Annotated in this window: 14 protein-coding genes; 9 read left to right on the top strand and 5 right to left on the bottom strand. The window is 50.3% G+C overall.

The features are described 5' to 3' along the window. Positions 1 to 60: 60 nt before the first annotated feature. Genes BMY63_RS09000 through nusB form a run of 5 tightly spaced genes read right to left on the bottom strand, consistent with a single transcriptional unit; the run spans position 61 to position 3,526 of the window. The gene (locus BMY63_RS09000; protein WP_091900894.1) at positions 61 to 498 is read right to left on the bottom strand and encodes a DUF5606 family protein; all 438 of its coding nucleotides are present in this window, start codon (positions 496 to 498) and stop codon (positions 61 to 63) included. Positions 499 to 519: 21 nt separating this feature from the next. After that, positions 520 to 1,092 carry a dephospho-CoA kinase gene (coaE, locus tag BMY63_RS09005; protein ID WP_091916081.1) on the bottom strand — a complete coding sequence of 191 codons (573 nt, stop codon included), beginning with the start codon at positions 1,090 to 1,092 and terminating at the stop codon, positions 520 to 522. Then, positions 1,089 to 2,072: a CdaR family protein gene (locus tag BMY63_RS09010; RefSeq protein WP_091916083.1), complete on the bottom strand. Its 984-nt coding sequence runs from the start codon at positions 2,070 to 2,072 to the stop codon at positions 1,089 to 1,091. Before BMY63_RS09010 ends, coaE begins: the two co-directional genes overlap by 4 nt. A 12-nt stretch (positions 2,073 to 2,084) precedes the next feature. After that, positions 2,085 to 2,402, bottom strand: a complete 318-nt coding sequence (gene yajC, locus BMY63_RS09015) for a preprotein translocase subunit YajC (protein WP_091900890.1) — start codon at positions 2,400 to 2,402, stop codon at positions 2,085 to 2,087. Between the two features lie 11 nt (positions 2,403 to 2,413). Further along, entirely contained in the window at positions 2,414 to 3,526 is a 1,113-nt protein-coding gene (gene nusB, locus BMY63_RS09020; RefSeq protein ID WP_091916084.1) for a transcription antitermination factor NusB, read from the bottom strand. Positions 3,527 to 3,778: 252 nt separating this feature from the next. Between nusB and BMY63_RS09025 the strand changes: the two genes are divergently transcribed. The 9 genes from BMY63_RS09025 to BMY63_RS09065 all read left to right on the top strand — a co-directional run bounded on the left by BMY63_RS09025 (position 3,779) and on the right by BMY63_RS09065 (position 13,017). Beyond that, complete coding sequence (locus tag BMY63_RS09025; RefSeq protein ID WP_091900886.1) at positions 3,779 to 4,381, top strand: 50S ribosomal protein L25/general stress protein Ctc; 603 nt, start codon at positions 3,779 to 3,781, stop codon at positions 4,379 to 4,381. Positions 4,382 to 4,407: 26 nt separating this feature from the next. Further along, positions 4,408 to 4,995: an aminoacyl-tRNA hydrolase gene (gene pth / locus BMY63_RS09030; protein ID WP_091916086.1), complete on the top strand. Its 588-nt coding sequence runs from the start codon at positions 4,408 to 4,410 to the stop codon at positions 4,993 to 4,995. Then, positions 4,976 to 5,356 carry an RNA-binding S4 domain-containing protein gene (locus tag BMY63_RS09035; protein ID WP_091916088.1) on the top strand — a complete coding sequence of 127 codons (381 nt, stop codon included), beginning with the start codon at positions 4,976 to 4,978 and terminating at the stop codon, positions 5,354 to 5,356. Before pth ends, BMY63_RS09035 begins: the two co-directional genes overlap by 20 nt. Before the next feature lie 3 nt (positions 5,357 to 5,359). Then, complete coding sequence (locus BMY63_RS09040) at positions 5,360 to 6,343, top strand: calcium/sodium antiporter (protein ID WP_091916090.1); 984 nt, start codon at positions 5,360 to 5,362, stop codon at positions 6,341 to 6,343. Positions 6,344 to 6,391: 48 nt separating this feature from the next. Further along, entirely contained in the window at positions 6,392 to 7,111 is a 720-nt protein-coding gene (locus tag BMY63_RS09045; protein WP_091916092.1) for a queuosine precursor transporter, read from the top strand. 1 nt (position 7,112) lies between these two features. Continuing rightward, the gene (gene queF, locus BMY63_RS09050) at positions 7,113 to 7,568 is read left to right on the top strand and encodes a preQ(1) synthase (protein WP_091916094.1); all 456 of its coding nucleotides are present in this window, start codon (positions 7,113 to 7,115) and stop codon (positions 7,566 to 7,568) included. Positions 7,569 to 7,718: 150 nt separating this feature from the next. Beyond that, positions 7,719 to 9,497 (top strand): oxaloacetate decarboxylase, encoded by a 1,779-nt coding sequence (locus BMY63_RS09055; protein ID WP_091916096.1) that lies wholly within the window; start codon positions 7,719 to 7,721, stop codon positions 9,495 to 9,497. Between the two features lie 19 nt (positions 9,498 to 9,516). Next, entirely contained in the window at positions 9,517 to 10,056 is a 540-nt protein-coding gene (locus BMY63_RS09060) for an HD domain-containing protein (RefSeq protein WP_091916098.1), read from the top strand. Between the two features lie 99 nt (positions 10,057 to 10,155). Beyond that, on the top strand, positions 10,156 to 13,017 hold the full coding sequence (locus BMY63_RS09065; protein ID WP_091916100.1) for a putative LPS assembly protein LptD: 2,862 nt from the start codon (positions 10,156 to 10,158) through the stop codon (positions 13,015 to 13,017). The last annotated feature ends 23 nt before the right edge of the window (positions 13,018 to 13,040 follow it).

Consider the following 13,040-nt stretch of genomic DNA (forward strand, 5'->3'; position numbering starts at 1 on the left):
TAATATAAACAAAGAATCCCACCAATTGGTGGGATTCTTTTTGTAATCTGTTTCTGTTCTTTATTTCCTGTCGTCGACGTTGTCGCCTTCTGTGGGTGACATCTCTTCCTTGAAGTCTGTGACACCATTTTCCACAAGGATATTATACCAGGTGATGAGCTTCTTGATATCGCTGTTATGCACACGATCACGATCCCACTCCGGCAGAACCTTCGTGAAGTAGTCCTGCAACTCAGCGCCAGAGGCTTTCTTCTCGTTGATGCTGGCTTTCTTTCCGCCTTCGAGTGTCTTGAGGTTCTCAAGTACGTCCATCAAGGGAACATCGTCTGTCTCAGTGAACATGGCAATGTCGGCCAGTGATGTGATCCTGTCGGTGGCAAAGGCTGGCAGACGACGGTGTGTCGCATCGAGCGCCTCGACAATCAGGTTGTTCTTTCCTCTTGATACGAGTTTGTAAAGACCGGGCTTCCCGGAAATTGCTAAAATTGTCTGTTGCATGTATTCTCTAATTAGTTGTTGTTAATAATCTGTTTGAATCTGAAGGTCAGACAGGAGATGGTCCAGTTGTGCATCTACGTCTGCCTTTCCGTCATTAATGATCTCGTAGTCGGCCAATCTGCGCACCTCTTTCTGTGACATCTGTCTTCCCATCCACTCCAGCACTTTCTGTCGTGAGATGCCGTCGCGTTTCATCACGCGTCGGATACGGACCTCCTTAGGTGCTGTGACTACTACGACGCGGTCGACGAGGCGTGCTATGCCAGACTCATACATCAGTGCGCTTTCCATCCACTGTATTCCACTGTCTAAGAAGTCCTGAAACACGGCAGGGTGCACGATGCTGTCAATGGCTTTGGCATTCTCCTCGGAGGCTAACAGAAACTTGGCGACGGCCGCCTTGTTCAGTTGCCCTTCTGTGTCGTAGGTCTCTGGTCCGATGAGGGCTGAGAGTCTCTGACGGATATCTGGTGATGTGCGAATCAGATGCTTGGCAGCCCGATCGCAGTCATAGACAGTGATGCCTCTCTCTTGTAAACGGCTACATACGTAGCTTTTTCCACTTCCGATCCCTCCGGCGATCCCGATCTTCATTCTTCCTGCGATTCGATGAGGTAGTCAACAAGTGTCGTCTCCAGATGAGCGCGTGAGATGCCGTTGGGCACGTTCTTCAGATAGATGTGACATTTCTCCGAAGGGTGTTTCGTCAGATCACGATAGTCGGCGACAACGGTGAAGTCTTCTGGACGAAGATTCCGATAGACGCTTACACCTGTAACAAAGCTGACTGCGACTTTCGCTGGGAAAGTACGCAGGGTCTTTCCCTCCGGCATATTGATGCCTTTGACGGGAATACCCTCGATACGCTCTTCCGTCAGTACATCGGTCAGGAAACTAACCTTGATGTGGTCGGGCACCATCTTGACCCCTTTCATCTTAGCCAACTGACAGTTCACGACAAGCGTGTCGCGGAAGTTCGCATAGTTCAACGACTCGGTGTATACCATGTTGATGCTGTCGAGCTTCTCGTTGGCCGCATAGATGGTAATGCTGTCAGGAGAATACTCTACTCCAGAGATGAAGTAGAGCTCTTCAGGAATGACACGTCCGCTCCATCTGACAGGTACCCTTTTCTTACTGCCATAGTTGTAATAGAATTCCAACTTCTCAGGTTTGATGCTGATGATTTTGGAACTGGCGTTCAGTTGTTTATATACAACCTTCTGGATGTCTGTGGCGGTCACGTTGCCTTTGCCGTTGTTGTGAGAGAACGTCTTGAAGTCGAAGTTCAGCTTCTTGAACAAGTCACTATATTGGTAGGTAAGGAGTGTGATACCCTTATCACGGATGGTGACCTTGACGGTGTCAGTCTCGTCGGAGGTAAGCACGGCGTTCTTGGGGATGCCGATGACAGACACGGGAATGGCGAACTCTTTCTCGTAGGTATCGCTCAGCGTCTGTGATAGCCAGAAGACGCCCGACAATGCGAGAAAGAAGCAGAATACCAGAAATTCCCTGTTGGTGTTACTAAACAGGAAACCTCTGATGAACCGCCATATCTTGCCGATTCTCATCCCTTGCTTGTGTTATTTCTGCACAGGCGTGTTGGCTGTGTCTTTGAAGACATAGCTCTTGTCGACCGTGATGACGACATCACGTGCGATCTTCACTTCAACAGTGTTCTTGGCGAGGTCGATGCTTTTGACAGTGCCATAGATGCCACCGCCAGTGATGACCTGCTGACCCTCTGCCAGTTCGTTCTGGAACTTCTGGATCTCTTTCTGTTTCTTCTGCTGAGGTCTGATCATGAAAAACCACATGATAGCGAAGATAGCGACCATCATGATGATAAAACTCATACCACCTCCCTGTGATGCCTGTGCGGCTAATACAATACTTGTCATGTTTTTTGTTTTTATTTATTGTTTTTGAGTTCTTCAATCTCTTTTTTGATCTCCTGAATGTCTGTGACATCAGAGATAGTCTCTCCCGTCGGCTCTTCTTTCTTGATGCGAGGTCTTGTCTTGGTGGGCTTGCCCTGCTTGTGAGGCGCTCTTGCGCTGGCCGTCTTCTCCTTGCCGTATTTCTGGTTCTTGACCGGATCAATGTGCTTCATCAGTCGACCGGTGCGGATCAGGTTACGTGCGATGCTGTCGAGCATACCATTGATGTAGCCTCCGCTCTTGTAGGTGGAATACAGCTTGGCAATATCAACATATTCGTTAATGGTGACGCTAATGGGAATATTGGGAAAGGTCATCATTTCTGCAATGGCAATCTGCATGAGGATCACGTCCATATAGGCGAGACGGGAGAAGTCCCAGTTGCGAGAGGCTTCACTCATGTAGTGCTGGTATTCGTCTGCGTTGAGGATGGCCGAACGGAATAGTTTGCGTGCGAACTCCTTCTCTTCCTCGCTGTCCCATTCCGGCAGGAGTTCCTCCTTGGCACCGTTTTGCTCATTGAAGCGCTTGATGGTCTTCAGGACGAAGGTGTCGACGATCTCCTTGTCGTCGTTCCAGTACAGGCTCTGGTCTTCCAGGAGTGAATCCAGATCCTGGTTGTCTTGGATGAAGGTACGATACAACTTGCGCCATAACTCGCGGTCGGCCTCGTAGCTGTCCTCCTCGCTGTTCATATATTCCTGATAGATGTCGCTAGACTCAATCTGCTCGAAAAGTTGTCCCAAGAACATGGCAGAGTCTTCCCACGTCATCTTCTGAGTACTCATGAAGTCGTTAAGAGCTTTGATCTCACTCAACTGCAGTGCGAATCGGTTGTATACGAATTTCTGCGATGGCTCTTTCGTCCCTTCACGCTTGGCGCGCGCCTGTGCCACCTCCAGCCTGCGTCCGGCTTCCTTAGTGACAGCGACAATCAAAGCTAGCAGATAGTTGTAAAGGTCATATGCCTTTGAGAGACTGAAGAAAAGTTCCTTTTCAGCCGAGTCGATGTTCTTGTTACCGTTTTGATAGTAAGCGTAGGTTAACTGAACGATCTTAATTCTAATAATTTCCCTATTAATCATCTCACTTGATGCTTTTATTTAGTTTTTTACCTTTAAAATGATTGAATCTAAGTGCAAAGATAGATATTTTTCCGCTACCATGCAAGAAAGAGACTATAAAATAGAGTAAAAATGTTGTTTTTTAGGCAAATATTTGGTTGGTAAGCAAAAAAGTGCTACCTTTGCACCGCTTTTTCTCAAAGCACTACGATATTCTCGTGTGATGGCGAATTAAGCAAAACAGTTTTAAACTTAATTTAGAGTAACACAATTATGAAAGAAATTAGCGTAAGTGGTCAGAAGCGTGCCACTACCGGTAAGAAGGCAACGAAAGAGTTGCGTAAGGAGGGTCTTGTTCCCTGTAACCTCTATGGTGAGAAGAAAGGCGAGAATGGTCTGCCCGAGGCTCTGGCATTTGCTATCCCCGCATCCCAGCTCCGTAAGGCTGTCTACACTCCTCATGTCTATGTTGTGAACCTGACCATCGACGGTGAGGCCCACAAGGCTGTTATGAAGGAGCTTCAGTTCCATCCCACAAGCGATGCTCTGCTCCATGTGGATTTCTATGAGGTAAGCGAGGAGAAGCCCATCACCATCGGTATTCCTGTTAAGCTCAATGGTCTTGCACAGGGTGTTCGTGACGGTGGTAAGCTGAATCTGGCTGAGCGTAAGCTGAACGTTACCGCTCCTTACAAGCAGATCCCCGAGGTACTTAATATCGACGTGACCAACTTGAACCTGGGTAAGGCCATTAAGGTTGCCGACCTGTCGTTCGAGGGTCTGGAGATTGCTACTCCTGCACAGGTTGTTGTATGCTCAGTGAAGGCTACACGTGCTTCACGTTCTGCAGCTGCCGCAGCTGAGAACGCTGGTTAAGTGTAAATTCCTTAGTACTGTAGGGAATGGACAAATACTTGATTGTTGGTCTGGGCAATGTCGGTGATGAATACGAACTGACCCGCCACAATACGGGATTTATGGTATTGGATGCTTTTGCGAAGGCATCCAATATTCATTTTGAAGACCGACGGTACGGTTTTGTGGCCGAGACGTCGGTCAAGGGGCGTAAGGTGTTCCTGCTTAAGCCCTCTACGTTCATGAACCTCAGTGGGAATGCAGTCAGGTACTGGCTGAACAAGGAAAATATCGAACAGAACCGTCTGCTGGTTATCAGTGATGACGTAGCGCTTCCGTTGGGAGAGTTCCGTTTGAAGGGCAACGGTTCAAATGGTGGACATAACGGCTTGGGACATATCCAACAGTTAATAGGACAGAACTATGCGCGCCTTCGTATGGGTATCGGAAACGATTTCCCCCGTGGCATGCAGGTCGACTGGGTTCTGGGGCGTTATAGCGAGGATGAGCTCAAGGAGCTTCAGCCTGCCATCGATCTGGGTGTGGAGATTATCCGTAGTTTTGTCTTGGCTGGCATAGATATCACCATGAACCAGTTTAATAAATTGGGAAAGCATGGACGAAGCCAGGGTTGACAAGTGGCTGTGGGCCGCACGGATCTTTAAGACACGTTCTATTGCTGCCGATGCGTGTAAGAACGGTCGGGTCACAATAGGAGGTATGAATGTGAAGCCCTCGCATATGGTGAAGGCTGGTGAGACAGTCTCTGTGCGCAAGCCGCCGGTGACTTACTCTTTTAAAATTCTGAAGACGATAGAACAGCGGGTAGGTGCTAAGCTCTTGCCTGAGATCTATGAGAATGTGACACCCCCTGATCAGTACGAACTACTGGAGATGAATCGTATCAGTGGTTTTGTGGATCGTGCAAGGGGCACAGGACGGCCAACCAAGAAAGACCGTCGTGCGATGGATGCGTTTATCAACGAAATGGAATAGGGTATGTTGCTGAATATTGTGTACATTATTGTTGGCGTGGCTCTTGTGCTCTGGGGCGCGGATCGCCTGACGGAGGGAGCCTCATCCTTGGCCCGTGGTATGCGTGTGCCGGAGATCGTGATTGGTCTGACGATTGTGGCTGCCGGTACGTCGGCACCCGAACTCTTTGTCAGCTTGGTGTCTGCCTTGAAAGGTACGTCAGATCTGGCTGTAGGTAATGTGATCGGTTCGAACATATTCAACACCATGCTCATTGTAGGCTGTTCGGCGCTGGTGGCTCCGATGGTCGTGTCGAAGACAACGGTCAAGAAGGATATCCCGTTTGCTGTGGTGGCCTCTTTCATGCTGTTCGCGTTGTGCTTCGACGATATGAACTCTCCTCACCTGTGGGGAAACGATATCAGCCGTTCCGACGGAATCATCCTGTTGGCAGGTTTCCTGGTCTTCATGATTTATACGTTCCGGGCAGCGAAGAACGACGGTCTGATGCCTACTCCTGAGGAACTGGACGAGAACAGTGAACTGCCCAAGGACTATTCCAAACTATGGCGGAATCTTGCCTTCATCGCATTGGGACTTGCCTGTCTGATTATCGGCAGTAACCTGTTTGTCGATGCGGCCTCGTATGTGGCTCATCGCTATGGTGTTCGTCAGAGTGTTATCGGTCTGACCATCGTGGCAGGCGGTACATCGTTGCCTGAGTTGGCCACGAGTGTCGTCGCAGCCTACAAGGGACGCTCGTCTATTGCCATTGGTAATGTGATAGGCTCCAACGTGTTTAATATCCTGCTGATTCTGGGAACGACGGCAGTGGTTCACCCGATGCGCATCATGGGTATCACGATTGTCGATCTGATGATGATGCTGGTGAGTGTCGGCATCCTCTGGCTGTTCGCTTATACAAAGTATGCCGTCTCGCGCCGTGAGGGTGCCTTGCTGGTATTGGGATTCCTTGCCTATATGGCTTGGCTGCTCTATCTGTTGTAAAAAAAACACAGGGGTACTTGTAGAACCCCCTTAAACAAAACAAGAATAATGAAACAAAAGAATGATCAGAAGGTCAGTGTGCTGTTCATGTCTTACGGCATACTGTTCTGCGTTTGCCTGATCACGGCAAACGTGTTGGAGACCAAACAGATCTCGTTTGGTCCGGTGAATGTGACGGCGGGACTGATTGTGTTCCCCGTGAGTTATATCATCAACGATGTTGTATGCGAGGTGTGGGGCTATAGTCGTACGCGTCTGCTCATCTGGCTCGGGTTCGCCATGAACTTCCTGTTTGTGCTGTTCGGAGCTATCGCCGATGCCATCCCCGGTGCCGCCTATTGGGATGGTCAGGAGGGATTCCATCAGATCTTCGGATTGGCCCCCCGTATCGCGGCCGCATCGTTCATCGCCTTCCTGGCTGGCTCGTTTATCAATGCATATGTGATGAGTCGGATGAAGTTGTCGGCAAAGGAAAGACGGTCTGCCGACTCGAATGGATTCACCAGAGACTTCTCGGCCCGCGCCATCTTAAGTACGGTGTTCGGTGAGCTGACCGACTCCCTTATCTTCTTCCCGCTGGCTCTGGGCTGGGTGATCCCCTGGGAGGAGATGCCGTCGCTGGTCATCTCGCAGGTGCTGCTCAAGACCTCTTACGAGATTGTGGCTCTGCCTATGACCATTCGTGTCGTGAAGTTCACGAAGGCCCACGACCATGAGGACGTGTACGACAAGGATATCAACTACAATATTTTCAAGATCAAGAACTGATATGAGAGAAGACAAGTTACAGGCATTGGGCAAGAATACGGCCTATAGGATGGACTATGCGCCTGAGGTGTTGGAGACCTTCGTCAACAAGCATCCAGATAACGACTATTGGGTACAGTTTAACTGTCCGGAGTTCACTTCGCTTTGTCCTATCACGGGACAGCCCGACTTCGCGGAGATCAAGATCATGTATATCCCGGGTGAGCGGATGGTGGAGTCGAAGAGCTTGAAGCTCTATCTGTTCAGTTTCAGGAACCATGGCGACTTCCACGAAGACTGTGTGAATATCATTATGAAGGATCTGGTCCGCTTGATGGATCCGAAGTATATAGAGGTGATAGGACTCTTCACACCCCGTGGTGGCATCAGCATCTATCCCTATGCCAACTACGGACGTCCAGGCACAAAATACGAACAGATGGCAGAGCAGCGCCTGCTCAACTATCAGGCTCGCTAAGACAGACAGACGGTCTCCCGAAAGAAGGGAGGCCGTTTTTCTGTCTGTGCCTGAAAAAGAGCGATATTTGAAAAAAAGAATGACTAAAATTCGCCCAATTCGATTTTATTTGTTATTTTTGCACCTCAAAAAACTATTGTCAGTATAATTATGGCTAAGAAGAAAATACAGTTCAGTCTCGTATATCGGGACATGTGGCAGTCTTCAGGTAAGTTCCAGCCACGTAAGGATCAGTTGGAGCGCATCGCTCCGGTAATCATTGATATGGGCTGCTTTAGTCGCGTTGAGACTAATGGTGGTGCCTTCGAGCAGGTGAACCTGATGGCTGGTGAGAATCCTAATGATGCCGTGCGCACATTCTGTAAACCATTCAACGAGGTGGGCATCAAGACCCACATGCTCGATCGTGGTCTGAACGCACTGCGTATGTATCCTGTGCCCGATGATGTACGTGCCTTGATGTACAAGGTAAAGCACGCACAGGGCGTGGATATCACCCGTATTTTCTGTGGTCTGAACGACACCCGAAACATTCTCCCGAGTATCAAGTGGGCCAAGGAGGGTGGTATGACACCGCAGGCTACGCTCTGCATCACCACTTCACCTGTACATACGGTAGAGTACTACAGCAGGATCGCCGATGAGGTGATTGCCGCAGGCGCAGAGGAGATCTGTCTGAAGGATATGGCCGGTATCGGTCAGCCTGCCATGCTGGGCGCACTGACGAAGGCTATCAAGACCAACCATCCCGATATCATCATCCAGTATCATGGTCATTCCGGTCCTGGTCTTTCTATGGCTAGTATCCTGGAGGTGTGCAACAACGGTGCCGACATCATCGATACCGCCATTGAGCCGCTCTCTTGGGGTAAGGTTCATCCGGATATCATCTCAGTACAGTCGATGCTGAAGAACGAAGGCTTCGAGGTGGCTGATCTGAATATGAATGCCTATATGCAGGCCCGTACGCTGACCCAGGAGTTCATCGACGAATGGCTTGGCTACTTCATCAATCCTGCCAACAAGCATATGTCGAGCCTGCTGCTCGGCTGCGGACTCCCCGGTGGTATGATGGGATCGATGATGGCCGACCTGGGAGGCATCCAGTCTATGATCAACAAGCTGCGCCAGCAGAAGGGTGAGGCCGAGTTGACGATGGACGATATGCTCGTGAAGCTCTTCAACGAGGTGGAATATGTTTGGCCGCGCGTGGGTTATCCCCCATTGGTGACACCGTTCTCTCAGTATGTGAAGAACATCGCGCTGATGAACCTGCTCACCATCGAACAGGGCAAGGGGCGTTTCGTGATGATGGACGATGCCATGTGGGGTATGATCCTCGGTAAGAGCGGAAAGATTCCTGGTACCATCGATCCGGAGCTTGTGGAACTGGCTAAGAAGCAGGGTCGCGAGTTTACCGATGTCGATGCCCATACTCTGCTCAGCAATGCCCTTGACGACTTCAAGAAGGAGATGGACGAGAACGGATGGGACTACGGCAAAGACAACGAGGAGCTCTTCGAGTTGGCTATGCACCCCGAGCAGTACCGCGCCTTCAAGAGTGGACAGGCTAAGAAGCAGTTCCTGGCCGACCTGCAGAAGGCGAAGGATGCGAAGCTTGGTGGTGGTAAGATCTCGAAGGAAGAGATCGATGCCCTGAAGCATGCCAAGGCCGATGCCGTGAAGTCGCCTCTGGCCGGACAGCTCTTCTGGAGCTTCGGTGGTGAAGGTGTGATGGCACCGTGCGTGGAGCCGTTCATCGGTCAGAAATACAAGGAGGGAGATACCTTCTGCTACCTGCAGACGAAATGGGGTGAAATCGTTGAGATTCCCGCAGCCCTTGGCGGTAAGCTGGTTGACATCAGTGTGAAGCCCGGACAGAATATTCGTCAGGGTGACACCATCGCTTGGATAGAGCGTGAGGCGTGATCTGTGTTAAGCAGAAGATATGGACTATCAGAAAATCATTGACAAGTATTATCCGTCGGAGAATGAACTCCGGCGGATATTGCTTACACATAGCCGACAGGTGGCCGATCGTTGTCAGCGTATCGCCAGTGCCCATCCGGAGCTGAAGCTCGACGTGGATTTCCTGTACGAGGCTGCCATGCTCCATGACATTGGTATTCTGGCTTGTGATGCGCCTGCCATCGAGTGTTTTGGGCCGGAGCCCTATATCTGTCATGGTATTATCGGTGGACGGATGTTACGTGAAGAGGGATTCGTACGCCACGCTCAGGTCTGTGAGCGCCATACAGGAACGGGCATCAGCAGGGAGCAGATCATCCGTCAGCAGCTGCCCCTTCCCTTGGACGGCTGCTATGAGCCCGAGACCTTGGAGGAGCAAGTGGTCTGCTATGCAGACAAGTTCTATTCCAAGAGTCATCCTGAGATGGAACGCACGGTAGAGCAGACGGCCCGTAGTCTGGAGAAGTTTGGTGAGGCCGGCTTGAAGCGTTTCTTCCGTTGGGTAGACATGTTCGAATAGTCGAGAGGTAAGCGTTAAGAATTAAGAAATTTACAACTGCTGAGGCAATTTTTCTTAACTCTTAATTCTTAATTCTTATTTTATTAGTACCTTTGCACCGTGAAAAGGAAATCAGCCCTGATTCTGATGCTTTTCGTCATCATCGTGGTGATGGCGGAAGGATCGTTGTCTTTTGTCTCCAAGGCACCTGTCTATGGGACCAATGACAGCATCCCGACTGATACGACGGTGTCCGTTCCTGTTGATACCCTGTTGAGGCGGAGTGCCGCCGCCGCAGCCAGGATGAAACGCGATACCACCACGATGGACTCTCTGGAATTGGCTATTTACAGGCATAACAAGGCTATCGACGACTCGTTGGCGCTTGACAGTATCAACCGGAGCAGGAAGAGTGGTATCGACTCGCCTGTAGAGTATTCGGCCAACGACTCCCTGACCTATGAGGCGGAGTCTGGTCTGGCTCACCTTTTTGGAGAGTCGACGGTGAAATACCAGAATATGGACCTCTCGAGCGATAAGATCTATATGAGCCTCGACAGTAGCCTGGTGCATGCGACGGGCTCGATAGACACCACGACCCATCAGTTGGCCAAGACACCGGTCTTCAAGATGGGCAGCGACGAATATGAGAGCGATACCATGGCCTTTAACTTCAAGACGAAGAAGGGTCTGATTACCGAGGTGTATACCCAGCAGGAGGAAGGTTACCTGACCAGTAAGTTGTCGAAGCGTGGTGCCAATGGCGAGATGTTCCTCGAGCATGGCCGTTATACCACCTGCGACGATCCCCATCCCGACTTCTATCTGGCCTTGTCGAGGGCCAAGGTACGTCCGGGTAAGGACGTGGTGTTCGGTCCGGCTTATCTCGTGGTGGCCGATGTGCCGCTGCCTCTGGCCATCCCTTACGGCTTCTTCCCCTTTACGAAGAGCTATTCCAGTGGTATCATCATGCCGACCTATGGCGATGAGATGTCGCGCGGCTTCTATCTGCGCGATGGCGGTTATTACCTTGCGCTGAGCGATAAGGTGGACCTGAAGCTCTTGGGTGAGATCTATACGAAAGGCTCATGGGGCCTCTCGGCAGCCTCGAACTATAAGAAGCGCTATCGCTATTCAGGATCCTTCTTTGCCAGTTATCAATCGACGGTCACTGGCGAGAAGAATATGCCGGATTATATGAAGACGAACAGCTTCAAGCTGACTTGGCGGCATCAGCAGGATCCGAAGGCCAACCCCTTCAGCACGCTCTCTGCAAACGTCAATTTCTCTTCTGTCGGCTATGAGCGGAATAACCTGACATCGCTGTATAACCCGCAGAGACTGGCACAGTCGAAGCGCACCTCTTCTGTAGCGTGGAGCACGGGCTTCTCCAGCATTGGCATGACACTCAGCTCGACGATGAACCTTGAACAGAATATGCGTGACTCTACTATCGGTGTGACACTGCCTGGTCTGGATATCTTCATCTCGCGCTTCTATCCCTTCAAACGGAAGAAGGCGGCAGGCGCACAACGATGGTACGAGAAGATCTCGATGTCATATACCGGGCGCTTGGAGAACAAGATTCTCACCAAGGAAGACCTGTTGTTGAACTCCAGTCTGAGTAAGGACTGGAAAAACGGCATGTCGCACTCGATACCTATCAAGGCCGATCTCACGCTCTTCGGTTTCCTGAATATCAGTCCTTCGTTCAACCTGACCGACCGTACCTATCTCAATAAGATACATAAGTCGTGGGATACGGAGCATCAGCGAGAGGTCACGGATACGTTGAGCGGTTTCTATAACGTATACAACTGGAACTTCAATGTGACTGCGACGACCGATGTGTACGGCTTCTGGATTCCCAACCGTAAGCTCTTCGGAGATAAGGTCCAGGCTATCCGCCATGTGTTTACACCGACCATCAGCTATAGTCATGCTCCCGACTTCAGTGCCAGTCGTTATGGTTACTACAAGAAATATATGAAGACCGACCTGGACGGTAATGTGACGGAGGTGGAGTATTCGCCTTTCCAGAACGGTCTCTACGGTGTGCCGGGTAAAGGTAAGAGCGGTTCTCTTTCCGTGAATCTGTCGAACAATCTGGAGATGAAGGTCAAGTCTGATGATGATTCTACGGGTTATAAGAAGATCAGTCTGATCGACGAGTTCGGTCTTGGTATGAGTTATAACTTCTCTTCCAAGATCCAACCCTTGAGTCCGCTTGATGTCTCCCTGCGCCTGAAGCTCTCGAAGAGTTATACCTTGAGTCTGAAAGGTTCATTCGCTTCGTATGTCTATGAACTCGACAGTGTGGGCAATCCCCGGTTGAGCGACACCAAGACCTATTGGGAGCGTGGAAAGATCGGTCGTTTCCAGGGTATATCGCAGAATATCAGCTATACGCTCAACAACGAGAAGGTGGGCAACCTCTTCAAATGGCTGAGAGGCGAGAAGGTAGAGAAGAAGAAAAAGGCGGAAGAAGAGGACGACGACGATCTTGACGACCTCGACTCCAACATCGACAAGGAGATGGAGCGAGCCAAGCACGTACAGTCGAAAGAGTCGTCCAAGGCCGAGACCGACGAGGATGGCTATCTGGCATTCAAGATGCCATGGAATATCAGCCTCAGTTATGGTGTGACCATGCGTGAGGATACCGACGTGAAGCGATTCAACAAGAAGACGATGCGCTATCCATATACGTTCTCCCAGAACCTGAACATCAGCGGTAGTCTGCGAATCAGTGATGGATGGAACATCTCTTTCTCCTCAGGTTATGACTTCGACTATAAGAAGATATCCATGACCACGGCCTCGTTGAACCGCGACCTGCATTGCTTCAACATGTCGTGTAGTGTTACGCTGGCTCCTATTACCAGCTATAACTTCTCGTTCAGGTGTAACGCTTCGACGCTCACCGATGCTCTGAAGTACGACAAGCGCAGTGGCTTCTCGAACGCCGTGCAGTGGTATTGATAGATCCTACTTGATAGCTGATA

The organism is Prevotella aff. ruminicola Tc2-24 (genome assembly GCF_900110895.1).
Lineage (GTDB): Bacteria > Bacteroidota > Bacteroidia > Bacteroidales > Bacteroidaceae > Prevotella.

What these genes read in the sequence shown, in the direction of transcription:
- BMY63_RS09040 (WP_091916090.1), top strand. Translation starts at nt 5,360, where the DNA reads ATGTTGCTGAATATTGTGTACATTATTGTTGGCGTGGCTCTTGTGCTC.
- nusB (WP_091916084.1), bottom strand. Translation starts at nt 3,526, where the DNA reads ATGATTAATAGGGAAATTATTAGAATTAAGATCGTTCAGTTAACCTAC.
- BMY63_RS09025 (WP_091900886.1), top strand. Translation starts at nt 3,779, where the DNA reads ATGAAAGAAATTAGCGTAAGTGGTCAGAAGCGTGCCACTACCGGTAAG.
- BMY63_RS09000 (WP_091900894.1), bottom strand. Translation starts at nt 498, where the DNA reads ATGCAACAGACAATTTTAGCAATTTCCGGGAAGCCCGGTCTTTACAAA.
- BMY63_RS09035 (WP_091916088.1), top strand. Translation starts at nt 4,976, where the DNA reads ATGGACGAAGCCAGGGTTGACAAGTGGCTGTGGGCCGCACGGATCTTT.
- pth (WP_091916086.1), top strand. Translation starts at nt 4,408, where the DNA reads ATGGACAAATACTTGATTGTTGGTCTGGGCAATGTCGGTGATGAATAC.
- BMY63_RS09055 (WP_091916096.1), top strand. Translation starts at nt 7,719, where the DNA reads ATGGCTAAGAAGAAAATACAGTTCAGTCTCGTATATCGGGACATGTGG.
- BMY63_RS09010 (WP_091916083.1), bottom strand. Translation starts at nt 2,072, where the DNA reads ATGAGAATCGGCAAGATATGGCGGTTCATCAGAGGTTTCCTGTTTAGT.
- coaE (WP_091916081.1), bottom strand. Translation starts at nt 1,092, where the DNA reads ATGAAGATCGGGATCGCCGGAGGGATCGGAAGTGGAAAAAGCTACGTA.
- yajC (WP_091900890.1), bottom strand. Translation starts at nt 2,402, where the DNA reads ATGACAAGTATTGTATTAGCCGCACAGGCATCACAGGGAGGTGGTATG.
- BMY63_RS09045 (WP_091916092.1), top strand. Translation starts at nt 6,392, where the DNA reads ATGAAACAAAAGAATGATCAGAAGGTCAGTGTGCTGTTCATGTCTTAC.
- BMY63_RS09060 (WP_091916098.1), top strand. Translation starts at nt 9,517, where the DNA reads ATGGACTATCAGAAAATCATTGACAAGTATTATCCGTCGGAGAATGAA.
- queF (WP_091916094.1), top strand. Translation starts at nt 7,113, where the DNA reads ATGAGAGAAGACAAGTTACAGGCATTGGGCAAGAATACGGCCTATAGG.